Below are 23298 nucleotides of genomic sequence, written 5' to 3'. Positions count from 1 at the left end.
ATAGTATAATTACTAGTCTACTCTCTTCTATTGTGACTGATTAGTGATTTTTTGTCAAACTAATCTTGGTCACCTAATTGTAGCCAGACAATCTCGGTGGATAAATCTTGGTGGAATTGTTTATCTGCCAGTCGTTTTTGTTTGCGCACAGCTTGGCGATCTTGGTAGCCGGCGCAAACTAGCTTTTCTTCCTTACTTTCAGCCTTAAGTAACGGCATTTGAAAGTCCTGTCCTGGTTGTAAAATGGCCACATAAGTGACAAAAGCAGTAGCTGCCAAATAGCGTTCGCCACTATTCAAATCCTCACCCATAACCTTAACAAAAACCTCTAGGGAACGGTTACCAGCACCAGTTACATAAGCCTCCAAGCATACCGAATGGTTTTCCGGTAACGGCTTAATAAAGTTCATGGTGTCCAAGGCTGCTGTCATACCCGGTGTCCGAGTCATCCGCGAGGCAGCAATTGATGCTACATTATCTAAAAAGTCTAGCAACCGGCCACCATACATATTACCAAAAGAATTGGTGTGTTGAGGTAGGATCCGGTGAGTTTGAATGGCCAGGGTTTGTCGACAAGTTCTAACTTCCATCTTTCTCTCCTAATCTATGATTTTGGCTAAGGGCTTTACCAAGAGGGGGACCAAAATGCCGCTAGCAATTAATTCTAAGACCCCATTAGTTCCGGCTACCGTGGCCAAGGCTAATAGCAATCCCTCTTTGGGAATCCCCAGACTCTTAGCATAAGCATCTGCTGCAAATAGATAAACAGCCATTAAAAACAGAACTGTATTGGTTAAAGAGCCCAGCAAACCCGTCCAAAAAGCTGCCTTTTGCCTGGTCAAATAGCGGTTAAGTGTTTTGAAGGCTACCCCCGCCACTAGACCAGTTAATAATCTAGGGAGTAAAGACACCATTGGGTTTAGAAAAACTGCACTTAAAATATTGGGTTCTAAAGCCGCCTTAATTAAGCGTAGCCCTCCCCAGCAGCCACCTAACAAGATTCCCGTCTTAGGACCAAACAAGATTGCCCCAACAATTACAGTAATCTGAATAATAGTGACCTGAATAGGCCCCAGCGGAAGGTAACCCAAAACTGGCACGAAGGTTTGAATCGTTAATATCGCAATAAATAAGGCATAAATAGTTAGCTGTAAGGTTTTTTCTTTCCCTTTCACGAGGCCCCTCCTAATAAATTATCCTGGATGATATCAATAAAACGTTTGGTCAATTGCGCAGTCATGCCCCAGACTACTTCATCTTTAAAATGATAGAAAAGCAACTTCTGATTGGGCTGACGGCCGATACGTTGTTTTCCTGGCTTAGGCAAGCTATCATAGGGAAAATCAGCCGGAACTTGAGGGTCAAACGAAATTTCATAACTTTGAGGTGGTTGAGCCATCAAATAATCCAAGGGAATCAAAAAAACGCGCTCAACCTCATCTGTATTTACAGACAAGTCGGCTAGACTATCTATCTCTAAACGGGCCACAAAGCTAGCTATGGCTCGCTTATGATTAATGAAATAATCCATTTCGCCTAAGATTTTTATCTTTTCAGCAGCTATACCTATTTCTTCAACCGTCTCACGAATGGCTGCCTGCCTAAATGTCTCCCCATCCTCTAATCGCCCACCAGGGAAGGCTGCATCTCCCGCTTGGGAAATGTGAGCAGCCCGTACTTCATATAAGAGAAACTGCTGGCCAGCAATTTCGACTAGGGGCAGTAAAACTGCATAAAAGCGCTCAACCCCCAAGGGACGTCCCTCGTAGCTGGCAAAAATTTCTTCGATAGCTCGCATAGCCCCTCCTCAAACTTAAACTAATACTAATGCCTCAATAGCCTGGGCAATGCCATGGTCATCATTTGATTTAGTAATATACTGGGCGACAGCCTTAACTTGGTCGGTTGCATTACCCATGGCCACGCCCGTGCCAGCCCATTCTAACATGGAAATATCATTTTCTTGGTCGCCAAAGGCCATCACCTGATCTTGAGCAATCCCTAGTTTTTCTGCCAACTTAGCCAGGGCCTGACCCTTGCTGGCTCCTAAGGGACTAAATTCAAGGAAATAAGGCGCTGATTGGACAATATGGTAACGATCATGCCAATCCAAAGGTAGCTTGGACCGCAAGAAGACCAAATCCTCAGGGTGACCTGTGATCATCAATTTATGGAAGGGCTGGTCCAGCAGACTAAAGTCAACCACCTTATATGGCATATGAACAACTTCAGCTTCCAGAGCTATATAAGGGAAGCGCGGTTCCCAAGCTGCCAAGACATGCTGGTCACCGTGACCATTAACATCAAAACCAAAAGCTTGGGCAAAACTAGTAATTTCTTTTACTTGGTCATCAGTGAGGTAAGTCGCTAGCAATTTTTCTTGGCTAGTACGGTCAACAACCAAGCTACCATTTAAGCAAGATAAATAATCAACTAAGTCATCCCCTAAATCCAAAGCAATAAACTCTAGACCCGCAGCAGGCCGCCCTGATGAAATCATAGTGCGCACGCCTGCTTGGTGGGCAGCGCGGATCGCTCGTCGGGTAGATGCCAAAATTTCTTTATCCGAATTAACAAGGGTACCATCTACATCAAATGCCATTAGCTTATACATCATCTCTGCCTCCTAAAGTGTCGGTAGCGTGATAGGGCCTTCATAAGAAAGGATTACTGGTTCAATATCAACCGTCACCATACCATCTTTTACATAATAATCCTGATTTGACAGTAAATTCTTATAATGACCATCAGGAAAACCAATTTCAACCGACTGTGGGCCAATCTTATGTTTTACTTTGAAAAGCCCCACCAAATTTTGGTTATAGTAATGGTAGCTGGCCTTGATGGTATGGTTGTCGACACCACTAATCAGGTGGTAGCCACTCTTACAAACTTCCCTCTTTTTGATATCAGATAACTTTTTCATCAGCGGGCTTAGGTCATGATTAATCGTCCAATCAATGGCTTGGTCAGTCATGGTAGGAATGGGCTCAGTTAAAGCATATTCTTGGCCCATTACTAAACTAGTGATTCCTTTAACAAAAAAGGTGAAAGCTGTCCAGGTTTCTAAAATCTCCATTGTTGGAGACCATTGGGCAATTCGGTTTTGGCCAGCATCATAAATTAGTTCGGTTCCTCGCATGCGGACATAGGTCCAAGGCGACATAATTTCTTCCCGACTAAAAACTAGCATATAGTTATTGAGAGAAATCTTTTGGTCTCGGTAGTACTGACGAAAATGGCTGTAAACTGCCTCATCTAACATATCAAAATTGGCATACAACTCACCTTCACTCCAATATTGGATACGTTGACTTTGGAGACGTCGCATGGTGACCTCGTCTAGCTGGCCACCAGCCCAATAAAAGTACGGGTGGACGTCTTCCACCTCAGCCCGCGCTGAAGTCCAGAATTCAGGACGGATTAGAGCAGCCGCTGGCACTGAATAACCATCCACATAATAGGCCCAGTACTCTAGATACTTAATCAAATAATCCCAGAGCTTAGGATTGGTGTAATCTAGGTCACAGGCCCTGCCTTCTGGAATAAAACGTGAGTAAAATTCACCCTGGTCATTCCGTAAAAAGAAGTCCGGGTGAGCTTGAATTAAGGGGGAATCGCTAGAAAAACTTACCATAGGCACAGACAACATGAGCTGCATATCTTGGTCATGCACCGCCTGGCTCAAGGCTAATAAATCTTCGACCTCGCCATAGCGTGGATCAATCTCTTCCAAGCCCTGGACTAAATAAGGATCAATCGTCCCATCTTCATTAGGACTAGCTTTAAAAATGGGCTCTAGCTGAATAATATCGACACCTAATTTTTTTAAGCGCCCTAGCTCAGGAATAATGCCCTGGATAGTGCCAGCTTCGGTAAAATTAGCCACATAGATATGATAGAGCACCTTATGTCTTAATGTTAAATTGGTTACCTTTGCCATGATATTGGCCTCCTTATTAATTATTGGTCAAACCTAAAGGCCTGGGCTACCACAGCCTGGGCTATCTGCTCATGACCGCTCACTTTAAGATGAACCTGGTCGGGCAAAAAGTCACCAGGGCTTAGTAAGTCTTGCAAATTCAAGTAATTAACTGCCAGCTCCTCGGCAAGACCTTGCCAAGTAGCTTGCAAATCTCTTAAACGGTCTTGCCCTCTCCCAGAGAAATTAGCAACTGGCAAAAGCAACCAAAGCTCAGATTCGGGGCTAGTTTGGCGAATACTAGTTAGATATTGTCGCGCCTGACCAGCAAACTTACGCAGATACTGTCTCCAAGCCTCATCGCTATAATCCAAAGCTTGCCAAAGTTCATTAACCCCAGCCATGAGGAAAATACGCCTAACTGGCTGGTCAGCGACTACTTGACCCAAATCTTGGTCCAAATAAAAAAGTAAATCCACTAACTTAGCCCCGTTATGCCCCTGGTTAATAAAGTGGAGCTGAAGGGACTGGTCAGCTAACAAATTATAAACCAGTTGGACATAGCCCTGTCCTAGGTCCTGAATGCGACTTGATTTATGGGCTCGGGTAATCGAATCGCCTAAAAATACGTCCGTCATTTTAGCCCTCCTTGGCTGGCTAGCAGCTATTCATGCTCATTTTACCGATTATTATTGGGGTCTGCAATCCCTATTCAGCCTGGGAAATTTGTTGGATAGCCTGGCTATAAATCTCAGCACTTTGCAGACCTGGTATCGCATACTTGCCTGCTAGCGCCATAAAGGGAACCCCTTCGACACCTATGGCACCAGCTTGAAAAATATCTTGGTTAACTTGGCCAGTATAAGCTGACTTATCTGCCAAAATTAAGGATAGCTCATCCTGGTCCAAATCTAGATTGCTAGCTAGGTTTATTAAAACATTATGGTCAGATAAATCAGCTTGGTCCTCAAAATAGGCCTGACTCAAACTAGTAAAATAGGCCAAGCCCTTGCCTTGCTCCTTAGCATATTGGTAAAGTCGATGGGCATCCAAGGTATTAACTGCTGGTAGTTTATCGATTTCAATATTTACCTGCGCTGACTGACCTAGGACTGCTATCTGTTGGCTAAAGTCTTTGATTTTTTCATCATCCCACCCCAAATGATCAAGGAAGTTCAGATAAGTCTGATACTTAGCTGAATCCAAGTCCGGATGGAGCTGGAAGGACTTATACTCAAGGTCAAGACTCTGGTCTAGACCTAATTGAGCTAAGGCCTGGTCTAGATTGGCCTTAGCTATATAACAAAAGGGGCAAGTAAAATCGCTCCAAATTTGAATTTTCATAAATGTCTCCTTTTTAATGGTCATGTTGAGGCCGGTCCTGGGACGGGTGTTCAATTTGAAAATTGACAACGATATAGCTAGCCAAAGCAACGGCCAGGATATCTAAAAAGATGCGCACAGCGAATTCTAATAGATCAACCTGGTAATGCAAAAAATAAGCAAGATGGTAGCCTAGGCAATTCACAGCAAAAAAGCTAGTAAATTGCTTGACCTTACCAGAACGATCTTGGCGGCGAAGAAAGCGTTGCAATATAGTAAAAACTAATCCCACTGCAAGGCCTAAGCTAAAGGACCAAATTATATTCGTATATAGAGCCTGGTTTGGCATCGCATAAACACCAAAGGCCATATATGCAATATAGCGAAAGACAACCACAGTCACAATAAATACCCACAGGCCTCTTAAATACAATAAGGGTTTAGGTCGGTAAGCCCCCTTAGGTCTAGCTAACCAATTTTTAATAAGTAGATACTGGATAGTAAAAATAAAAACCAAACGTAAGGGATTGAGCAACCAATCAGCCCCCTGGATATGGGGTAGGGGTTCGCTCACATACACCAACCAAATTAACCCGGTACAGGCTACATAGAGGCCTGCCTTAAACTGACTGCTGCCTGGTAATCTGAGGTCAACTAGGTCATAACCATAGCTAATCAGACTAAAAAATAAGGTGTATAAAAAACCGGATAGGGGAATAAACCAGGGACTCTTAAGTAAGGGACTGGTTGGAAAGATGGCCTGGAAGGTTGGACTTGGAAAGACTTGCTGGACCAAAATTAGGCTAGCTGCCATCAGACCACCAATCAGCAGACTAACCAAAATCCTATTTTTAGACATAAAGCTACTCCTCTCTTCTAACTTATTTTAACCTTAAGCCAGACCGAATACTAGTTAAGAAGCTTTAAGCCCCTACACCATGGTATACTAGAAAGAAAAAGGAGTATCCACATGCTCGTCAGTAAAAAAGACCTAGCCAAGCAAAGATTAGCACAAGTCTCCCCCCTCATGACCTGCCCCTTCTGCCAAAATAACCTTACTTGCCAAGACTACCAGCTAATTTGTAACCAGGGGCATACTTTTGATATCGCTAAACAAGGCTACCTCAACTTGGCCCCCAACCACCAAGAAAAACACTATGATAAAAATCTCTTTTCCAGTCGCTACCAAATCATGGGCCAGTTGAAGTTGTATAGTGGTCTCTACCAGACCATCAAGGATTGCCTAGTCCAGGCGGGGGCAACCTTTAATAGCAACCAAGTGTTGGTCAATCTCGGCTGTGGCGAAGCTAGCCAGGCCTACCAACTCAGTCAAGTACTCTCGCCCTGCCCCAAAATTATCGGCCTGGATCTAGCTAAGGATGGTATTAGCCAAGCTGCCAAGCACTATAGTCAGGGTCTGTGGCTAGTCGCTGACCTAGCACGTATCCCCATGAAGGACCACACGATAGATTATTTATGCACCATTCTCTCTCCTTCCAACTATAGTGAAGCAAAAAGAGTGCTCAAGGAATCAGGCTTCTATATAAAAGTTATTCCCGGCACCAACTACCTAAAAGAAATTCGCCAGGCCATCCTACCACCAGACCAAGTCGACCATCAAAGCCAAGACTCCATTGATATATTCGCTAGTCACTTCCCGACTTACCATGAAATCCGTTACCAGGATCAAGTCTCTTTAAATACTAGCCAAGCCCTTAATCTAGTCAATATGACGCCCTTAACTTGGCAACTAGATGAAAACCAGCGTCAGTTACTCGCACAAAAATTAAAACAAATTACAATTGACCTAATTGTCCTAGTAGCTAACCAACAATAAATACAATAAAGTGTACAAAATCCTATTTAAAAGCTCTTATTTAAGACTTTCATAAGTTGTTAATTGCCATTCTAGGATATATTGTTACAATTATTCTTAATGAAGAAAACGATAGAGGAGAGAAAGCATGAAGAAAAAAGCAGCGACGCTCTTGATGACTAGCTTTTTATTGGTAGGTTGTCAAAAAAATCTTGAAAGTGAAAGTAAAAAGGCCCAGGAAAACTTCCAAGATGCTATCACGGCTATCAATGAAATTCAAGCCGCTGAAGATCAACTGTCTGAAGATTTCAAAAAAGATATCGCAGCTGATGAAAGCTTAACCATATTAACTAAGAAGGATGGTGCCAGCCAGACCAATCTTAAAAGTCGGCAAGATGCCTTTTCTGACCTAAAAAAGGCTAATGATAATTTCCAAGATAACATTAGCTGGCTAGCTGAAGATGGCCAAGCTCAAGATTTGGCCCAAGCTGGCCAAGCCGCAGGTGAAAGTCTGAATGCCTATATCCAAGACTACCAGAGCCTGCTCGAAGCAGAGGATAACTTTTACCAACATCTAACTAAAGAAGAAGCTGATTTAGCAAGTTTTGATGATGGGATTTCTCAGCTTAACCAAATGCATCAACAAGCCCAAGCCGATCTAGCCCAAGCCAGCCAAGCGACACCAGCTATTATGGCTGTTGATACTAGCGCAAAACTTGAAGAGGGACCGACTGAACTCAGCGTTAATACCGGTGGTCAATTTATCGAGCGGCCGTCACGCCTGCCTGGTAAATTTACTTTTGATTCAGGCGTAGATATTGCCTATCCAGAAGAGGGCGTTAAGGGTATTTACTTCTCAGCTCACGGTATGGGAACACCAGAAATCTACCAACGTAATATTGATTTGATTAAATCTTCTGGTCTTAACTCTGTCGTTATTGACTATAAGTCTGACTGGGGTTCAATCACTACCGATGTCGAAACTGATGATAAGCTAATTCAGTCCATGGTGCAGAAAACTTTCGATAAGAATGACGTTATGGCTACCCTGGAAGAAAACCAAATCTATCCAATCGCTCGAATCACAACTTTCAAAGATAACTTTGCTGCTACTGATAAACCTGAATGGTCCTTCCGTGATAGCAATGGTGAAGTTTGGACTGACGATATTGGCGCAGCCTACCTAAATCCATATAACAAAGAAGTTTGGGCCTACGTTGTTGATATCGCTAAAGAAGCAGCTAAGGCTGGTTTTAAAGATATCCAATTTGATTATGTCCGCTTCCCAGAAGCCTTCGATAGTCTAGCAACTGAATTAGATTATGATATGGGAGATTATGCCGAATATGGTAAAGATTCTGTCGAAGCTCGCCAGTTAGCTATTGCCGATTTCTTAGCCTATGCTAAGAAGGAGCTAGAAGTATATGGTGTTGAAGTCTCTGCCGATATCTTTGGCTATGTAACAACATCTGGATCAGCTACTGGTATCGGCCAAGACTACGCAGCAATTGCTGAAAATGTTGATGCTATCTCAGCTATGATTTATCCATCTCATTGGACGCCGGGTGATTTTGGTATTGCCGCACCTGATAAGGAACCTGGTGCTGTTGTTGAACACTATATTACAGCTGAACTAGCCCTTAATAACAACTTAAGTCATCCACCTAAATCTCGTCCTTGGTTACAGGATTTCACCGCATCATACCTACCAGACGGTATGTATATCGACTACAATGCACCTCAAGTCCAGGCCCAAATTGACACCCTAGCCGAACACGGTGTCCATGAATATCTACTATGGGATGCTAGTAACGATTATTCAACTGGAGTTAATTATTAAAATAAAAAACCAGTCGCCTGAGGCGACTGGTTTTTTTAATGCTGATGCTTTTGTTGCGCTCTAACAATAAAATCTTCAAATAGAGCATGGTGAACAGGATATTCATCAGCCAAACTTTCAGGGTGATACTGGACCCCCATAAAGTCATAGCGATCATCAAGAACTTCCGCAGCCTCTACAATGCCGTCATCAGCCCAGGCTACCCTTTTCAAATCAGGAGCTAAATCTTTAATGGCTTGGTGGTGGTAGGAATTGATCCAAGTTTGATCAGGTGTAAAAGACCCGTAATGAGACTGGCTATCTACACTGATCCTATGGACTGGAATATTAGAGTTGGCTAATTGATCATGTTGGATCATCTGGTCTTCCAAATAAGACAAATCCTGGTAAAGACTACCGCCCAGAATCACATTAACTAACTGAAAGCCCCGGCAAATTCCTAATACTGGAATTTTTTTAGCAAATGCTGCCTTAACCAAGGCAATTTCCCGCTGGTCACGCAAAGGATCAATGCGGTCAATTTTTGGTAGTGGAGTCTCCTCATACATTTGTGGCGAGACATCAGTACCACCAGATAGTACTAAGCCATCTAAATTATTAATGTAGTCCTTAGCGAGTTCAGGTTGGTGAATAGGAATATTAACCGGTAGTCCGCCCGCTGCAATCACAGCATTGGTAATCGTTGATAGGGCATAAGATACACGAATGCCTTCAAAATAATCCGTTTGGAAAAAAATTCGGTCAGCAGATGTCACACCAATTAGTGGTTTTGTCATAGCAAGCACTCCTCTTTTGTCTGGCCCAGTTTATTTTATGATGCTAAAAAGCGTCTGCCCCTAGTAACCACTCATGGGCAAGACGCTCTCATCATTCAAAACTGACTTTTGTTTATTAACTTTAACGTCCTAAAATATCTTTGTCAACCTAAGGGACCTGACCTTTTGATAGCAAATTTCGCTTGCTAGTGATCTATTGTTGGCTTTGAGCAAACTCTTCATAATCAGCCAAAGCCTGGCCACCATCTTGCCAAGCAGGATAGAACAACTTAGAACCATGGCTGCGACCATAGTCGATTGTCTCTTGTTTTTGATATTCAGCTAGAATTTTCTCATGGATAGGGTCTTCTACTTGGTCTTTATTAACCACATAAGTCAAACGGAAGAGATTTGAAGTTGTCTTAGTATCTTCAGTATACAAGGCCCGGTCTAGGTTAAGACCTGCTTCAGCAAGAGTAGAAGCACCATGTACGACGACATCAACATCTCCCAAAGAACGAGCAACAGCCCCAGTCGCCATCGGGATAAATTCTAGCTGCTTCGGATTATCAGTGATATCCTCTAGGGTCGGCGTAGCCCCAGCAGCTGGATCAACCTTAATCAAACCGGCTGCTTCTAATTGTTTGAGAGAATTACCTAGGTTAACAGGGTCTTCAATTAAAGCAACTTTACCGCCATCAGGAATTTGGTTCAAACTATCAATGCCTTCACGACCATAAATCAAGATTGGCATCAGGGTTGTATAAGCAATTGGGCGGAGTTCAGTCTCATGAGATTGGTTATATTCATACAGGAAAGGAATATATTGGTAGACGTTAGCATCAATATCCCCTTCTGCTAAAGCTGTATTAGGCTGGACATAGTCATCAAATTTAACTATCTCTAGCTGGATATTTTCTTTTTCAGCTAATCGGTCAGCTACATGCTGCCAATTGTCAGCTGTTTCATCCGAAATAACTCCAATTTTATAGACTTTTTGGTCACTTTGACCACAACCCACTAGGAAAATAACCATCAAGGATAATAAGGCCAGAACTTTTTTCATCATACCACTCCTTTACTTTCATTAGTCATAATTATAGCAAAGGCCCCTAAATTGAACAAGAAACCCCTCCCACGATGACAAGTTTCACTTTCATGTCGGTTAGCTAAGCCACTTGTATATAAAAAAGCTAGCCAAGGTTAATCTGTCCTTAGCTAGCTAAAATTTATTTATTTTTGGGTACTACTCCACAGTGACTGACTTGGCTAAGTTACGAGGCTTATCAACATCTAAGCCCAGAGCCAAGGTCACGTAGTAGGCTAGTAACTGGGTTGGAATAACTGTCAACAATGGGGTAAGGTCGGGATGTACCTGAGGTAGGATAATTTGGTCCCCAGCCTGGGCTAAATCTTCAGTCACAATGACTAAACTATGGGCCCCCCGTGACCGCACTTCCTCCAAGTTACCGCGCACGTGGTCAGCTAGACTAGCTTGGCTGATAATCGCCACTACTGGTAAACCTGCTTCAATCAGAGCAATCGTACCATGTTTTAGTTCTCCGGCTGCAAAACCTTCGGTATGAATATAAGAGATTTCTTTTAATTTTAAGGCTGCCTCTAAGCTCACATAGTAGTCGAGGCCGCGGCCAATATAAAAGGCATGGTCTTGCCCCACAAAGAAGTCTTGAGCCATATTTTGATATTGGTCTTTGTCGGCTAGTACGGTATCCATAGCTTGAGCCACAAGTCCTAACTCATGATACAAATCCACTTGGTCTAAGCCCTTGGCACGCCCCAAACTGTTAGCCAAAACGGCTAAAACAGCAATTTGACCAGTATAGGCCTTAGTTGAAGCTACCGCAATTTCAGGGCCGGCATGTAGTAACATGGTATGGTCTGACTCCCGAGACAAGGTTGATCCTTTCACATTGGTAATCGTCAGACTTGGGTAACCTGCTGCTTTGATTTGAACCAAAACAGCTCGTGAATCTGCTGTTTCACCAGACTGAGAAATAAAGATAAAGAATGGTTTCTCACTAAGCAGGGGCATATTATAAGAGAATTCTGAAGCAATATGCACCTCAGTCGGAATATGTGCCCATTTCTCTAGATAATGCTTGCCTAAATAACCAGCATGCATAGAAGTACCGGCTGCAATGATATAAATCCGGTCACTAGCCTGGATATCATTTAAAATAGCAGCATCCACTTGAACCTGGTCCTGGTCATCACCGTAGGCTTGCAGAATATGGCGCATCACTTGAGCCTGCTCATCAATTTCCTTAAGCATATAGTAATCATAGGTGCCTTTTTCTAAGTCATCCGCATCAATCTCTGCCTTGAAGGTGTCACGGTCAACCTCTTGACCTGCCTGGTCTTCAATATAAACTTGGTCAGCTGTTAAAACCGCCACATCCCCATCAGCTAATTCAAAGTAATCAGAAGTTAATTGAATTGAAGCCATGGCATCAGAAACAGTGGTATTAAAGCCTTGACCCTTACCAATTAGTAAAGGGCTCTTGTTTTTAGCTACAAAGAGTTTGCCGGGTTCTGCTTGGTCGATTAAGCCAAAAGCATAAGAACCTCTTAGCTCTTTTAAGGTCCGTTTCAAAGCAGCTAGGCCTGATAAGCCTTCTTTTTGAGCAAAATAGTCAATTAATTCAACTACAATCACCGTATCCGTTTGACTTGGAAAATCTTGACCAGTGAAGTATTGGTCTTTTAAAGCTTGAAAATTTTCAATAACCCCATTGTGTACTAAAGTAAACCGGCCTGACTCAGATTGATGAGGGTGGGCATTAGCGACACTAGGTACACCATGAGTGGCCCAGCGCGTATGGCCGATACCAGCTTTACCTACAAAAGAAAAGTCAACCTTGTCCCTCAAGGCTTGGATACGTCCCTTTTCCTTGAATAGATGGCCTTGATCCTCCTGGTCAACAACATAAATACCAGCTGAATCATAGCCACGATATTCTAACTTTTCTAATCCTGTTAACAGGATCTCCTGGGCTCCTGTTTGTCCAATGTAACCAACAATTCCGCACATAAAATATGCCTCCTTAAAAATATTGGCTACTTATTGTACTTGGGCTATGTTTTGTGGTCCTTAGACTTTTGTCTCACCCTATAGACTGTACAGCCTCCAAGTCATCCGCCGAAATTCGATAAACTTGGTCCTCGTCACCTTAAATAAAGCCTGGCGCTATCAAACAGATTTTATTAATAATAAGTAGCTGTTCTATTTTACAATAAAATTGAGCCTTTGAAAAATAATAATGCTATATTTTGTCATAAACATTAAGGGTCCGGAAACAAAGATTCCGGACCCTTAATATTTCCTATATCTCTTTTAAGAGATTAGTACCAGCCATTAGCTTGCCAGAAGTTTTGCGCATTGGTCCAGCTACCATAGCGGTCTGCCACATATTGATCAGCAGCAGCTTCTTGCTCAGCTGGGGAAGCCCCATAAGCTACTAGGCTAGGATTTAGTTGGTAACGGCCATAGTAACCACCAGCAGCGTTATAAGCCGTGTAAGACCCGCCTGATTCTCTTTGGGCAATCCACTCTTTAGCAGCAGCCTCTGAGCCACTAGTGCTGGCAACATAACTAGCACCATAGTTTACAGGCTCTGATACGGGCACTTCTTCATAATATGAGGCTGAACTATAGGCATAGCTTGCTTGTGGTGCATAAGCACTTTGGCTAGTAGTTGCTTGGTCACTAGCTGGTGCAACTTGGTCACTTGCTTGACTAGTGTCAGAAGCTTGACCTGGTTGGTTGCTAGTTAATTCTTGACCTACTTCGATGATATTAACATCAGCAATCTCATTTTCTTTAGCCAAATCTTGTAAATCAACTGCCATGGCTTTAGCAATTGTCGCTAGGGTATCACCAGCTTGTACTTGGTAATACTTGGCTTGACCATTATCTTTAATATCGGCTGCAACTTGTACTACTGTGCGTGCTTGCCAACCACTGGCTGCTACACTTGTTTGATTAGCTTGGTAAGCAGCCACAAAGCTAGCAGCTAGACCTGCGGATAAGATTACTTTATTTAATTTCATTTTTATATTTCCCCTTTATTTATGATATTGGAACTTAGAACACAGATGCTAAATTCTCACTCTGATACAAGTATTCCCAGCATAGTCGGGTTCGGTCTGGCAGAACTGAAGTCCTTTCATAAAATTTGACACAATATAAGCGATATTGGTCGTCTTTTATGCCAAGGAATCAGTTCTAAGCGCCAGGCCTCACGCCCGCCTTGCATCTGACAAGAAGAAATATAACACGAGTTTAGCTTGATTTGGGCCTTTTAAAGGCAACGTTAAGCCAGCTTAACCTAGCTGTTACTTTCGGCGCTTCTTTGTTACTTTTTGCAAAACTTGTCATCTTTTAGATAAAGGAGCGCAAAAAAACCGAGCCTAAGCTCGGTTTATAACTGGGGTAGCTGGATTCGAACCAACGCATAACAGAGTCAAAGTCTGTTGCCTTACCGCTTGGCGATACCCCAATAATATAAATTTAGGATGATGGAGGGGGGCAGATTCGAACTGCCGAACCCGAAGGAGCGGATTTACAGTCCGCCGCGTTTAGCCACTTCGCTACCCCTCCGCTGTTTCATCGTACTTTTATATAATATCACGGGTTATTTACAAATGCAAGTCTTTTTTCTAATTTTTATGTTTTCCCGCTAAAAAATCTTTGGCGATTTGAACAGCTTGGTCTCGATACTCATCCTTAATCATTTTGGTCAACTTAGGTAAGTAAGTCAAAGCTTTAATTTTATTCAATTTGCCGGCTTCATACTCCTGGTATAGTTTTTGCCCCAAGCTTTGGGCCTCTTCCTGATACTCAGGTTTAATATATTTATTAGTCAGCTCTCTTATTTGTGTCTGATTCATAGTTTCTCCTCCTCAAAGGATCATTCATTAATAATTTTAACTGGTTGACTTCATCAGCCAGTAAAGGCCGGAAGCTCCCCTCTGCTAGGGGCACTGCTCCTAAGTCTAAGGGGCCCATGCGCAAACGCTGTAAATCAATTACTCGCAGGCCGCGGGCTAAAAACATCTTTTTAACTTGGTGGCGCTGCCCTTCCGTTATTGTAACATAGGCTTGGCTTACTTGGCGAGTTGTGGTTACAATTTCCAAGACAGCTGGTTGACAGACAAATCCACTAGTAAAAATTATTCCTTGGCTAAAAGCCTGACAATCTGCCTCATTTAAAGGCCCATTAACCTTGACTAGATAAGTTTTCTCGACATGAAAGCGAGCTTGTTCTAGCAAATAATGTAACTGACCATTGTTAGTAGCTAGGAGTAGGCCTCGGGTATCCTTGTCCAATCGCCCTACCAAACTGAGCTTAAGCTGATGGCTATTAGTAATTAAATCTAGGGCAACTGGCCACTTTTCATCCCGGCTAGCGCTCAAATAGCCAGCGGGTTTGTTCAAAATATAGTGGTGGTGGGCTAATTGTCTATCAGTGATATCTATACCGGCCAAGCTAATTTCTTGCCAGCCTGGATCGACAATAAAGCTGGGATAAGTGACCAGCTGACCATCTACTTGGACCAAGTCTTGCTTCAGGGCTGATTTAGCAGCTTTACTTGTCAAGCCTTGACCTTGTTTTAAATAATCAAAAATTCTCATTTTTGCCCCTTCCCATGCTAGCTTAAGCGTGGTTTGATTTAGTAGTTATGCTATACTAATTAAAGAATTCTAGATAAGGAGGTTAAAATATGTCATTCAGTTGGGAAAGCTTATTTACTTGGAGTAATTTGGCTAACTTAATCGATATTTTACTTGTTTGGTTTATTATCTATCAACTGATAAAAATCCTGCGCTCTTCGCGGGCCATCAACATCATGAATGGTGTCTTCATATTTTTACTAGGTAAACTCATTTCTTCATTCTTCCAATTAGAAACCATTGATTGGATTATGAATAATATCATCAGGTGGTCAGTCATTGCAGCCATCGTCATATTTCAACCAGAAATCAGGCGAGGGCTTGAATTTATTGGCAAACGTTTCCTAATAAATACTAGCGACAACCACTACGCTAACCCAAGTGAAAAAATGATAAATGAAATTGTCGAAGCTTGTCAATATATGGCTAAACGTCGAATAGGTGCTTTAATCTCCTTGGAGAAAACCCAGTCTCTCACTGACTATGCTAAAACCGGTATCCCACTGCACGCTAATATCTCCTCCCAGCTGCTTATTAATATTTTTATCCCTAATACGCCACTCCACGATGGTGCCGTAATTATCCAAGATTTAGAAATTTCATCTGCGGCCTCCTACCTGCCTTTATCAGAAAATCCTGATATTCCTAAAGAGCTAGGTACTCGTCACCGCGCAGCAGTCGGACTCAGTGAAAATACAGATGCGGTTACCATCGTTGTGTCGGAAGAAACTGGTGATGTCTCACTAACCTATCATGGTAAAATCGATCGTGAGCTTGATCGCGATGAACTTTGTAGCCGCCTGGCTGATCATTTTCTTAGCAAAGATGATGATGATGACGATAATTTCTTCGTTAACCTATTCGCCAAGAGTCTAGGAGGTGACCAGGATGAATAGAATTTACGAAAACCGGTCTATGTTAAAGCTACTATCACTTGTTCTCGCGCTTTTTCTCTTCATTTTTGTCAAGGCTGAGCGTTATAGTGATAATCCGGTTGCCTTCTTCCAAAATGTCAGTGATAACCGTACAGAAACTGTCTCTAATGTTCCAGTTTATGTCCAGGGTAACATTGAGGACTATTATGTAACTGGGATTCCCGAAACAGCGAATATTGAACTGACGGGGCCATCTTCTTTAATTCGTCAAACTTTAGAAAGCAACGAATTCAAGGTACAAACTGAAGATCTTTCCCAACTCGGACCAGGCAATCACTATATTCAATTAGAAGTTGTTAATTTGCCATCTGAATTACAGTATTCAGTCAATCCCAAAAATGTTAGTATCAATATCGAAGTCCTAGAAAGTAATCATTTTGATATTGCTGTTAATCTTGATGAAGGCCAAATTGCCGAAGGATATAGTCTAGCCTCCTATAATTTAGAACCTGAGACTGTCCATATTCAAGCAGCAGCATCGACTATGGCTAAAATCGCTAGTGTGACAGCCAAGGTCAACTTGCCTAATAACCTTTCAGAAGATGTCACCATCGATGCACCGGTATTGGTAAGCGATAGTGATGGCCAACTGCTGGATGTTAATGTCGAACCGGCCCGAATCAAGGTCCGGGTTAACCTTAACCATCCAGGGACCTCAATTCCAATCCAAACACAAGCAATTAACCAAGATAACAATTATGACTACCAACTAGAAATCCAATCTGGTAATCATGCTGCTGTCATAGGTGACCAGGACGCCATCAACCAACTGGATAGTGTCCAAGCCCTGGTCGATGTTGGCGGCATTAAAGAACAAACTATTGTGGAAGCACCAATTGAGGTACCCGCCGGCGTTACCACTATCACGCCAGCCACGGTATCAGTCATGGTCACACCAGAAAGTAAAACTGAGTCGACTAACACTGGTCAAAGTCAGTCCAGCAATCAAAACCAGGAAGAGGCTGAAGGTGCTGCTAATCTGCCGATTGAGTCAGAAGCAGCCGACCAATCCTTATCAGCAATTATCCCAACTGGCTTAATTCGATCCCTACATCAATTATTTAAACAAGTTTAAATTAAAGGAGAAAAAAATGAGAAAATATTTTGGTACTGATGGTGTTCGTGGTTTAGCTAATAGTGAGCTAAGCCCTGAACTTGCTTTTAAATTAGGTCGTTTTGGCGGCCATGTGCTCATCCAACATGCCCCTGAAGATATTGATCACCCACGGGTCTTAGTCGCTCGCGACACCCGCGTTTCTGGTCAATTATTAGAAGAAGCCTTGGTTGCTGGTCTCTTATCTATCGGGATAGAAGTATTCAAACTTGGCGTAGTCCCAACGCCAGCTGTCTCTTACCTAACTCGGGTAACGGGTGCTACTGCTGGTATCATGATTTCAGCCAGCCACAACCCGGCGCCAGATAATGGCATTAAATTCTTTGGTAGTGATGGTTTCAAATTATCAGATGACCAAGAACTTGAAATTGAAAGCTATTTAGATCAAGAAGATACCTTACCACGCCCAAGTGCGGAAGGATTGGGGCGAGCCATCGATTACCCTGAAGGAATGGCTAAGTACCTAGAATTTTTAACTGCCACAATTTCTCAAGATTTATCGGGTTTGAACCTCTGTATCGATGCTGCTAATGGGGCCACTGCACCAGTTGTTAACCGGCTATTTGCTGATTTAAATGCTGATTTTAAGACAATGGGAACTTCCCCGAATGGTATCAATATTAATGATGGCGTTGGCTCTACCCATCCTGAAGCCTTAGCACAAATGGTAGTAGATAACGGCGCCGATGTTGGCCTAGCCTTCGATGGAGACGGCGACCGCTGTATTGCTGTCGATGAAAACGGCCAACTGGTTGACGGTGATAAAATCATGTTTATCTGCGGTAAGTACCTCAATGAACATGGCAAATTAAAAGATGCTACTATCGTATCAACCGTGATGTCTAACCTTGGCTTCTACAAGTCATGTGAGGCAGCAGGCCTAAATACTAAGCAGACAGCTGTCGGTGACCGGTATGTAGTTGAAGAAATGCGCCGAGGTGGTTACGATCTTGGTGGCGAACAATCAGGGCATATCATCTTTATGCGCCACAATACGACCGGTGATGGCTTATTATCAGCTATTCAATTGTTAAACATTGTCAAGCAAACTGGTCGGACCCTATCTGATTTAGCCAGTGACATGCCAACCTATCCACAAGTCTTAATCAATGTTAAGGTCACTAAGGAAGGCAAAGAGGCAGCGATGTCATCAGCTAGTGTCCAAGAAGTAACCCAGGCTGTGGAAGACGAAATGGCTGGCAATGGGCGAATTTTGGTACGTCCTTCAGGTACCGAAAACCTGCTACGCGTAATGGTCGAAGCTGAAACAGATGAAAAAGCTCAAGCCTACGCCCAACGCATTGCTGACCAAGTTGCTGCTGAATACGGTGTCGAATAAACTAACTGTATACTAGAAAACCCCTCCTAGCTAAAATTGGCTAAGAGGGGTTTTCTGATTTAATGATGATGTCGGCGGTGGTGGTCAGCAATCAAAGCCTGTTTTTCAGCCTCAGGCAAATCATTACTGCGATTTCTCCTCAGGGTAAAGTGGTCAGGAACCGGATCAAAGCCGCCCCTAGCAAAAGGATGGCAACGCAATATCCGACCAGTTCCCATCATCAGCCCCTTCACTAGACCGTGCTTGTCTAAGGCGCGAAGCATATAAGAAGAACATGATGGATAGTAGCGACAGCTAGGAGGAAAGGCGGGGGAAATATATCTTTGGTAAAAAATGACCAGAGCTTGCAAGGCACGCTTAAGCATGACTAGCCTTAAATTCGGGAACTAGCAGTTCTTGACCCAATTGGTCAGCCGCAGTCTGTCCTGCTATATCTGTAACCAGGGCTAAAGCAAAACAAAGGGCAGTTGCTGGCCCTCTAGATGTGATTATCCCATGCTCACTATCTATGACAACAAGGTCTTGACTGGGACTTTGATAATCAATCTGCTCTAAGATACCAGGAAAAGCAGTGCCTTTAATTTTATCAGCTAGACCAGCCGCCTCGAAAACTAGGGGCGCTGCACAAATGGCTGTTAATCTTTTACCTTGACGGAAAAAGGCCTGCACATTAGTAAGCACGCGATCATCACTTGCTAAAGCCTTAGCGTTGCCCAATCCACCCGTAAATACTAGATAATCATAATCTCTGAGTTCAACTTGGTCTATGAGAAAATCTGCTTGAAAATTAATGCCATGGGCACCCTTAACTGTTAAATCACCTGTAATAGAAATTAGGTCAATAGAAATTTCTGCCCGCCTTAAATAATCAACTACCGTTATTGCTTCTGTTTCTTCACACTGGTCAGCAATTAAAAGTGCAACTTTATCCATTATAATCCCCCTCATCAAAAAAAGTGGGCTAGGCCCACTTTTTTATAATTATTATTGTACGCGTGAGCCATCACTGTATTCGCCATCTTGGTTAGCTTGACGACGCTCTTCAGCTGCTTGACGTGACTTTTCGTTTTGAGCAGCTTCGTATTCACGACGCGTTAATAGGTCATTTACGTTCATATTAACTTCAACAACCTTTAAACCTGTCATATGCTCGACATTTTTCTTGATTGCTTCAATAGCATCAGTAAAAGCTTTTTGTAGGTCTTTACCATATTCACCGATAACTTCTAAGTCAAGGGCAACTTCTTTTTGACCAACTTCAGCCGTAACACCTTTTGTTTCATCTTCATGAGAAGAGAAGAAATCTTTGATGCTAGAAGAGAAGTTTCCTTTTAATTCTAGGATACCTTCTACGTTAGAAACTGCATAGTTAGCAATTTTTTCTAAAACAGCTTGTTCAAAAGTTAAAGTATTTTCATGTTTTACATTTTCTTGAGCCATATATATTCCTCCTTGAAAATTTCTTATCTACAATTCTATTATACCGGTTTCAACTTTAGTCTCAAATAATATGCTTAGCGGGAGAAGAAATCAAACCAGGCTTCTAAATCTAAAGAACCATCAAGATAGGCCCCCACTAGGTAACCGATAGCTGAGACTAGGGCGATTGCTAGGGCATATCCCAAACCTAGGGTAACAACCAGTAAGGCAAAAATAAATCCTAGTAAAAGACCAATAATCCGGCCCTTATATGCTTTAACGTTATCTGGTAAATTGCTCATTATTATTTCCTACCTTTCTAGCGTACACGAGGTTGAGTAGGCGTTAGTTCTTGACGAACCCGACGCATATCATCACGGTTAACTTGTTTAACTGAGACATTGACTTTAGCAATTGGTACTCCCAAGAAATTAGAAACCTCATCAGCCACCCGCTCTTGAATGCGTTGAGAGAGGTTAACAATATCACGGCCTTCCTCAACACTATATTCCAAGTTTAACTTAGTATGGTGTGGGTCCTTAATAAAGATAGCCTTAGCTTGGGGAAACTTAACTTGCGGCATTGACCGCATAGCCCGAATGGCAGTTGATTCTACCGCTTGCTTTTGCAGAATCATTTCTCCGCGATCGGTTTCAATCACTAATTCATCATGCTTGCTGGGTGCAAATATGGCTTGGAAAAAGAGCACCAAGGCTAAGATAGCTAAAAGCGCCAAAATCCCTGCTACTACCAGGTTCAGGTATGATTGCTGGACCACTAAGTAAGATACAAATCCACTAATATAGGGAATAGGATAAAAAGTGGCGACACTAAGCACAACTGCTACTAAAGCCAGCAAGCTGAGGACTATTTGCAAAAATCTTCTAAAACCGCCCATGTTAATTCCTCCTTAAATAACTTTATCCTCATTATAGCTTACTAACGCGATAAATTAAAAGAAATACGCTGTTCAATCACTAACAATTTATTTATTTCGAATTTGAAACATTTTATTAGCTAACCACCCTAGTACATGTTAAACTAAGCTTAGTAACAGCGATAAAAGGAGACGATAAAATGAAAGTTGTAGCAATTTCTGCCTCAAATATTGGAACTAAAACACGGATAGCAATTGATGCCTTTGTCCAAGAAGCTAAGAAGATAAGGCCTGACCAAGATATCTCTATTATTGACCTAGCTGAGCATGACCTTATGTTTGCTGATGGGCGTAACTTCATGGAATATCCAGGTGAAACAGAGGATATTCTACAAGAAATCATGGCAGCTGATGCCCTAATTATTGGATCACCAACCTTTCAAGCTTCCATTCCTGCTACCTTAAAAAACATTTTTGATTTATTACCAGTTAACGCCTTGCGTGATAAAACGGTTGCCGTTATTATGACCGCCGGTTCAGCCCGCCACTATTTGATTGCTGAAACGCAACTCTTCCCCATTTTAAACTATATGAAAGCCAATGTAGTTTCTAAATACGTCTTTATTGAATCCTTAGATTTTGGCCGTAATGAAATTATTAATGATACAATTACCTTCCGTTTAGAACGTTTAGCAGATGATCTCTTCACCCAAGCAGACACCTATGCGGAAATTAAACGAAAAAAAGATGAAGCATACGGTTTCTAGTCTTCTTATTTTTTAACCAGTCTATTCATACTTTCTTCACAAGACTAGCCTATTATATAAATATACCAAATTACTTTTCTTCATATCTTTCTCCTCCCAAGAAAGACAAAGAGTCCCGCTAGCAAAAATTGCTAGCGGGACTCTTTGTTTTTAATCTAAAAATATTCAACCTTCTAAAACCGTCAACCATTAGAAACGACTTATAAGCCAGCTAAAATTGGTGATAAAATACCGGCTAAGACAACTGAAGCGATTGACACAGTGACAAAACCAGCAACCAGCATTTGCGGCTGTATTCTCACTAAGACAGCCTGACGCTCTTCAGCTGACTGGGAGACAGCATTTGAAACTTCGGTCGGTATGATAAAGGTTCCTGGGAAGCCGAATAGAGCAGAAGCCCCCACACCAATAGCCAACCAAATATCTACTTTAAAGACTTTGGCTGCAATAACAGACATCAGGACAATACCAATAACTCCTAAGATGAGTGTAATTACAATAATCGGTAATAATTGAATTAGGACATCTACCGTCGCCCCTGTCAGACCTGAAATTACTACGACAGTTAGAGCAACCATGGCAATGCCATAAGAATTTGCCTTATTTAAAGGTGCAGCTTCTAGTAAATGAGCCTGATGGGCTAGGACACCAAATAAGAGAGCCAAAATATTTTTATCTAATAGATTGAAACCCACTACTTGTTGCACTGCTGATGAGACAAATACTGCAAGGGCGGCTACAAGTGCTACCTTAGCCAGATACCACTCATCCGATTTTAAATCCTCGTGCACATCACCAATAATTTTACCAGAATCCTTGCGGCTAGCTGCTTCACTCAAAGGCGCTAGGGTGCCTTGACGGTACTCCTCGACAATCCGGTTAGCTTCTTTTTTAAGGGCAAAAGAAGCTATTGGATAGCCAAAGAAGCCTTGGACAACTACCAGTAAAGAAGCTAAAATTTGTAACTCAGCCATCCCCAGGTTGGCAGCAACTTCACCCATTTGAATACCGGCAATCACCCCTCCAGCAATTGGAGGCGCAGCCACAAGGGCAGCAGGTAAGCCAACTAAGAACTGACCAAGGCCGACAACAACAACTACTATACCAATAATGGCGGCTATAGCTACCAGTACAACCCGCCATTGTTCTAATAATTGTTTAAAATTCATAGACGTTCCCATATGGACGAGTAGGATAGGGATCAGCATAGCACCCATATCTAATAAAGTAGAATCAGCTAATACTGTCCGGGGCAATCCTAAGATAAAAGCAATTAGAAAGAAAGCTGAAGCAGTGAAAAGCATGGATACAATTGACCGTGTTTTAACAGCAATAATATTACCCAAGGCAAAGACCACCACTATCAGCGTAAAAGCATAAATTGGTTGCATATTAAGTCCTCTCTTAAATAAAAATTAATGTTAAAAGCATACCATAATTTATGGCAAAAAACCAAGCTTATTTAACACTTACTTCAAGGACCTTATATATTATAT

Annotated in this window: 26 protein-coding genes, 2 tRNA genes and 1 other annotated feature (1 of these 29 cut by a window edge); of the genes, 6 read left to right on the top strand and 22 right to left on the bottom strand. The window is 42.3% G+C overall.

Annotated features, from left to right (window positions below; all coding sequences use genetic code 11):
* Nucleotides 1-29, bottom strand: a binding site (T-box leader); it reaches 160 nt to the left of the window's first position.
* A gap of 30 nt (nucleotides 30-59) precedes the next feature.
* The 8 genes from AWM75_RS04980 to AWM75_RS04945 form a co-directional block, all read right to left on the bottom strand.
* On the bottom strand, nucleotides 60-590 hold the full coding sequence (locus AWM75_RS04980) for an acyl-CoA thioesterase (RefSeq protein ID WP_067979014.1): 531 nt from the start codon (nucleotides 588-590) through the stop codon (nucleotides 60-62).
* 9 nt (nucleotides 591-599) lie between these two features.
* Entirely contained in the window at nucleotides 600-1175 is a 576-nt protein-coding gene (locus tag AWM75_RS04975; RefSeq protein WP_067979013.1) for an ECF transporter S component, read from the bottom strand.
* Entirely contained in the window at nucleotides 1172-1798 is a 627-nt protein-coding gene (locus AWM75_RS04970) for an NUDIX hydrolase (protein WP_067979010.1), read from the bottom strand. The genes AWM75_RS04975 and AWM75_RS04970 overlap by 4 nt, the downstream gene beginning before the upstream one ends.
* Before the next feature lie 15 nt (nucleotides 1799-1813).
* A complete protein-coding gene (locus AWM75_RS04965) occupies nucleotides 1814-2614 on the bottom strand; it encodes a Cof-type HAD-IIB family hydrolase (RefSeq protein ID WP_067979007.1) in 801 nt (266 codons plus the stop codon).
* Nucleotides 2615-2626: 12 nt separating this feature from the next.
* Nucleotides 2627-3943: an alpha-amylase family glycosyl hydrolase gene (locus AWM75_RS04960; RefSeq protein ID WP_067979004.1), complete on the bottom strand. Its 1317-nt coding sequence runs from the start codon at nucleotides 3941-3943 to the stop codon at nucleotides 2627-2629.
* A 20-nt stretch (nucleotides 3944-3963) separates the two neighbouring features.
* On the bottom strand, nucleotides 3964-4560 hold the full coding sequence (locus AWM75_RS04955; RefSeq protein ID WP_067979001.1) for an SGNH/GDSL hydrolase family protein: 597 nt from the start codon (nucleotides 4558-4560) through the stop codon (nucleotides 3964-3966).
* Nucleotides 4561-4630: 70 nt separating this feature from the next.
* Nucleotides 4631-5266, bottom strand: a complete 636-nt coding sequence (locus tag AWM75_RS04950; protein ID WP_067978995.1) for a DsbA family oxidoreductase — start codon at nucleotides 5264-5266, stop codon at nucleotides 4631-4633.
* Nucleotides 5267-5279: 13 nt separating this feature from the next.
* The gene (locus AWM75_RS04945; protein WP_067978992.1) at nucleotides 5280-6104 is read right to left on the bottom strand and encodes a hypothetical protein; all 825 of its coding nucleotides are present in this window, start codon (nucleotides 6102-6104) and stop codon (nucleotides 5280-5282) included.
* Between the two features lie 111 nt (nucleotides 6105-6215).
* Here AWM75_RS04945 and AWM75_RS04940 point away from each other — a divergent pair, with 111 nt between their 5' ends.
* A complete protein-coding gene (locus AWM75_RS04940; protein WP_067978990.1) occupies nucleotides 6216-7082 on the top strand; it encodes a putative RNA methyltransferase in 867 nt (288 codons plus the stop codon).
* Nucleotides 7083-7209: 127 nt separating this feature from the next.
* Nucleotides 7210-8901: a putative glycoside hydrolase gene (locus AWM75_RS04935; protein ID WP_067978987.1), complete on the top strand. Its 1692-nt coding sequence runs from the start codon at nucleotides 7210-7212 to the stop codon at nucleotides 8899-8901.
* 35 nt (nucleotides 8902-8936) lie between these two features.
* Here the strand turns inward: AWM75_RS04935 and AWM75_RS04930 are convergent, their stop codons facing one another.
* From AWM75_RS04930 to AWM75_RS04895, 8 genes are all read right to left on the bottom strand, one after another.
* Nucleotides 8937-9677, bottom strand: a complete 741-nt coding sequence (locus AWM75_RS04930) for a gamma-glutamyl-gamma-aminobutyrate hydrolase family protein (RefSeq protein WP_067978984.1) — start codon at nucleotides 9675-9677, stop codon at nucleotides 8937-8939.
* A gap of 193 nt (nucleotides 9678-9870) precedes the next feature.
* Nucleotides 9871-10722, bottom strand: a complete 852-nt coding sequence (locus tag AWM75_RS04925) for a MetQ/NlpA family ABC transporter substrate-binding protein (RefSeq protein ID WP_067978982.1) — start codon at nucleotides 10720-10722, stop codon at nucleotides 9871-9873.
* A gap of 180 nt (nucleotides 10723-10902) precedes the next feature.
* Nucleotides 10903-12708, bottom strand: coding sequence for a glutamine--fructose-6-phosphate transaminase (isomerizing) (gene glmS / locus AWM75_RS04920; protein ID WP_067978978.1), 1806 nt, complete (start codon nucleotides 12706-12708; stop codon nucleotides 10903-10905).
* A gap of 311 nt (nucleotides 12709-13019) precedes the next feature.
* A complete protein-coding gene (locus AWM75_RS04915) occupies nucleotides 13020-13727 on the bottom strand; it encodes an aggregation-promoting factor C-terminal-like domain-containing protein (protein WP_067978974.1) in 708 nt (235 codons plus the stop codon).
* Nucleotides 13728-14104: 377 nt separating this feature from the next.
* Nucleotides 14105-14176, bottom strand: a tRNA-Gln gene (locus AWM75_RS04910).
* Between the two features lie 20 nt (nucleotides 14177-14196).
* A tRNA-Tyr gene (locus AWM75_RS04905) sits at nucleotides 14197-14277 on the bottom strand.
* Nucleotides 14278-14336: 59 nt separating this feature from the next.
* The gene (locus AWM75_RS04900; RefSeq protein WP_067978970.1) at nucleotides 14337-14567 is read right to left on the bottom strand and encodes a hypothetical protein; all 231 of its coding nucleotides are present in this window, start codon (nucleotides 14565-14567) and stop codon (nucleotides 14337-14339) included.
* Nucleotides 14536-15312 (bottom strand): pseudouridine synthase, encoded by a 777-nt coding sequence (locus AWM75_RS04895; protein ID WP_067978965.1) that lies wholly within the window; start codon nucleotides 15310-15312, stop codon nucleotides 14536-14538. The genes AWM75_RS04900 and AWM75_RS04895 overlap by 32 nt, the downstream gene beginning before the upstream one ends.
* Before the next feature lie 89 nt (nucleotides 15313-15401).
* Between AWM75_RS04895 and cdaA the strand changes: the two genes are divergently transcribed.
* From cdaA to glmM, 3 genes are read left to right on the top strand one after another with little or no spacing between them, the layout of a single operon-like run.
* A complete protein-coding gene (cdaA, locus tag AWM75_RS04890; RefSeq protein ID WP_067978962.1) occupies nucleotides 15402-16247 on the top strand; it encodes a diadenylate cyclase CdaA in 846 nt (281 codons plus the stop codon).
* The gene (locus AWM75_RS04885; protein WP_067978959.1) at nucleotides 16240-17361 is read left to right on the top strand and encodes a CdaR family protein; all 1122 of its coding nucleotides are present in this window, start codon (nucleotides 16240-16242) and stop codon (nucleotides 17359-17361) included. Before cdaA ends, AWM75_RS04885 begins: the two co-directional genes overlap by 8 nt.
* Nucleotides 17362-17377: 16 nt before the next feature.
* Entirely contained in the window at nucleotides 17378-18739 is a 1362-nt protein-coding gene (gene glmM / locus AWM75_RS04880; protein ID WP_067978955.1) for a phosphoglucosamine mutase, read from the top strand.
* A 59-nt stretch (nucleotides 18740-18798) separates the two neighbouring features.
* Here glmM and yidD read toward each other — a convergent pair whose 3' ends face one another.
* The 5 genes from yidD to amaP form a co-directional block, all read right to left on the bottom strand.
* Nucleotides 18799-19104 carry a membrane protein insertion efficiency factor YidD gene (gene yidD, locus AWM75_RS04875; protein WP_074572576.1) on the bottom strand — a complete coding sequence of 102 codons (306 nt, stop codon included), beginning with the start codon at nucleotides 19102-19104 and terminating at the stop codon, nucleotides 18799-18801.
* Nucleotides 19097-19672, bottom strand: a complete 576-nt coding sequence (locus tag AWM75_RS04870; protein WP_067978952.1) for a DJ-1 family glyoxalase III — start codon at nucleotides 19670-19672, stop codon at nucleotides 19097-19099. Before AWM75_RS04870 ends, yidD begins: the two co-directional genes overlap by 8 nt.
* 51 nt (nucleotides 19673-19723) lie before the next feature.
* On the bottom strand, nucleotides 19724-20179 hold the full coding sequence (locus AWM75_RS04865; protein WP_067978949.1) for an Asp23/Gls24 family envelope stress response protein: 456 nt from the start codon (nucleotides 20177-20179) through the stop codon (nucleotides 19724-19726).
* Between the two features lie 74 nt (nucleotides 20180-20253).
* Nucleotides 20254-20460, bottom strand: a complete 207-nt coding sequence (locus tag AWM75_RS04860; RefSeq protein ID WP_067978946.1) for a DUF2273 domain-containing protein — start codon at nucleotides 20458-20460, stop codon at nucleotides 20254-20256.
* Nucleotides 20461-20477: 17 nt separating this feature from the next.
* Nucleotides 20478-21056 (bottom strand): alkaline shock response membrane anchor protein AmaP, encoded by a 579-nt coding sequence (gene amaP, locus AWM75_RS04855; RefSeq protein ID WP_067978943.1) that lies wholly within the window; start codon nucleotides 21054-21056, stop codon nucleotides 20478-20480.
* A gap of 179 nt (nucleotides 21057-21235) precedes the next feature.
* On the opposite strand from amaP, the gene AWM75_RS04850 reads away from it, so the two are divergent.
* Entirely contained in the window at nucleotides 21236-21802 is a 567-nt protein-coding gene (locus AWM75_RS04850; RefSeq protein ID WP_067978940.1) for an NADPH-dependent FMN reductase, read from the top strand.
* 200 nt (nucleotides 21803-22002) lie between these two features.
* Here the strand turns inward: AWM75_RS04850 and AWM75_RS04845 are convergent, their stop codons facing one another.
* Nucleotides 22003-23193 carry a hypothetical protein gene (locus AWM75_RS04845; protein ID WP_067978937.1) on the bottom strand — a complete coding sequence of 397 codons (1191 nt, stop codon included), beginning with the start codon at nucleotides 23191-23193 and terminating at the stop codon, nucleotides 22003-22005.
* Between the last annotated feature and the right edge of the window lie 105 nt (nucleotides 23194-23298).

It is taken from the genome of Aerococcus urinaehominis, assembly GCF_001543245.1.
In the GTDB taxonomy this organism is placed as follows: domain Bacteria; phylum Bacillota; class Bacilli; order Lactobacillales; family Aerococcaceae; genus Aerococcus; species Aerococcus urinaehominis.
Note: the sequence above shows the minus strand (reverse complement) of the source record. Positions and strands in the feature narration are given on the sequence as shown.

Excerpts from the sequence above, each read along its gene's own strand:
- AWM75_RS04900 (WP_067978970.1), bottom strand. The coding sequence starts at position 14,567 with ATGAATCAGACACAAATAAGAGAGCTGACTAATAAATATATTAAACCT.
- AWM75_RS04930 (WP_067978984.1), bottom strand. The coding sequence starts at position 9,677 with ATGACAAAACCACTAATTGGTGTGACATCTGCTGACCGAATTTTTTTC.
- AWM75_RS04915 (WP_067978974.1), bottom strand. The coding sequence starts at position 13,727 with ATGAAATTAAATAAAGTAATCTTATCCGCAGGTCTAGCTGCTAGCTTT.
- AWM75_RS04870 (WP_067978952.1), bottom strand. The coding sequence starts at position 19,672 with ATGGATAAAGTTGCACTTTTAATTGCTGACCAGTGTGAAGAAACAGAA.
- AWM75_RS04885 (WP_067978959.1), top strand. The coding sequence starts at position 16,240 with ATGAATAGAATTTACGAAAACCGGTCTATGTTAAAGCTACTATCACTT.
- AWM75_RS04945 (WP_067978992.1), bottom strand. The coding sequence starts at position 6,104 with ATGTCTAAAAATAGGATTTTGGTTAGTCTGCTGATTGGTGGTCTGATG.
- AWM75_RS04895 (WP_067978965.1), bottom strand. The coding sequence starts at position 15,312 with ATGAGAATTTTTGATTATTTAAAACAAGGTCAAGGCTTGACAAGTAAA.
- AWM75_RS04865 (WP_067978949.1), bottom strand. The coding sequence starts at position 20,179 with ATGGCTCAAGAAAATGTAAAACATGAAAATACTTTAACTTTTGAACAA.
- AWM75_RS04940 (WP_067978990.1), top strand. The coding sequence starts at position 6,216 with ATGCTCGTCAGTAAAAAAGACCTAGCCAAGCAAAGATTAGCACAAGTC.
- amaP (WP_067978943.1), bottom strand. The coding sequence starts at position 21,056 with ATGGGCGGTTTTAGAAGATTTTTGCAAATAGTCCTCAGCTTGCTGGCT.
- AWM75_RS04950 (WP_067978995.1), bottom strand. The coding sequence starts at position 5,266 with ATGAAAATTCAAATTTGGAGCGATTTTACTTGCCCCTTTTGTTATATA.
- AWM75_RS04860 (WP_067978946.1), bottom strand. The coding sequence starts at position 20,460 with ATGAGCAATTTACCAGATAACGTTAAAGCATATAAGGGCCGGATTATT.
- cdaA (WP_067978962.1), top strand. The coding sequence starts at position 15,402 with ATGTCATTCAGTTGGGAAAGCTTATTTACTTGGAGTAATTTGGCTAAC.
- AWM75_RS04850 (WP_067978940.1), top strand. The coding sequence starts at position 21,236 with ATGAAAGTTGTAGCAATTTCTGCCTCAAATATTGGAACTAAAACACGG.
- AWM75_RS04935 (WP_067978987.1), top strand. The coding sequence starts at position 7,210 with ATGAAGAAAAAAGCAGCGACGCTCTTGATGACTAGCTTTTTATTGGTA.
- glmM (WP_067978955.1), top strand. The coding sequence starts at position 17,378 with ATGAGAAAATATTTTGGTACTGATGGTGTTCGTGGTTTAGCTAATAGT.
- yidD (WP_074572576.1), bottom strand. The coding sequence starts at position 19,104 with ATGCTTAAGCGTGCCTTGCAAGCTCTGGTCATTTTTTACCAAAGATAT.
- AWM75_RS04955 (WP_067979001.1), bottom strand. The coding sequence starts at position 4,560 with ATGACGGACGTATTTTTAGGCGATTCGATTACCCGAGCCCATAAATCA.
- AWM75_RS04965 (WP_067979007.1), bottom strand. The coding sequence starts at position 2,614 with ATGTATAAGCTAATGGCATTTGATGTAGATGGTACCCTTGTTAATTCG.
- AWM75_RS04980 (WP_067979014.1), bottom strand. The coding sequence starts at position 590 with ATGGAAGTTAGAACTTGTCGACAAACCCTGGCCATTCAAACTCACCGG.
- AWM75_RS04970 (WP_067979010.1), bottom strand. The coding sequence starts at position 1,798 with ATGCGAGCTATCGAAGAAATTTTTGCCAGCTACGAGGGACGTCCCTTG.
- AWM75_RS04845 (WP_067978937.1), bottom strand. The coding sequence starts at position 23,193 with ATGCAACCAATTTATGCTTTTACGCTGATAGTGGTGGTCTTTGCCTTG.
- AWM75_RS04960 (WP_067979004.1), bottom strand. The coding sequence starts at position 3,943 with ATGGCAAAGGTAACCAATTTAACATTAAGACATAAGGTGCTCTATCAT.
- glmS (WP_067978978.1), bottom strand. The coding sequence starts at position 12,708 with ATGTGCGGAATTGTTGGTTACATTGGACAAACAGGAGCCCAGGAGATC.
- AWM75_RS04925 (WP_067978982.1), bottom strand. The coding sequence starts at position 10,722 with ATGAAAAAAGTTCTGGCCTTATTATCCTTGATGGTTATTTTCCTAGTG.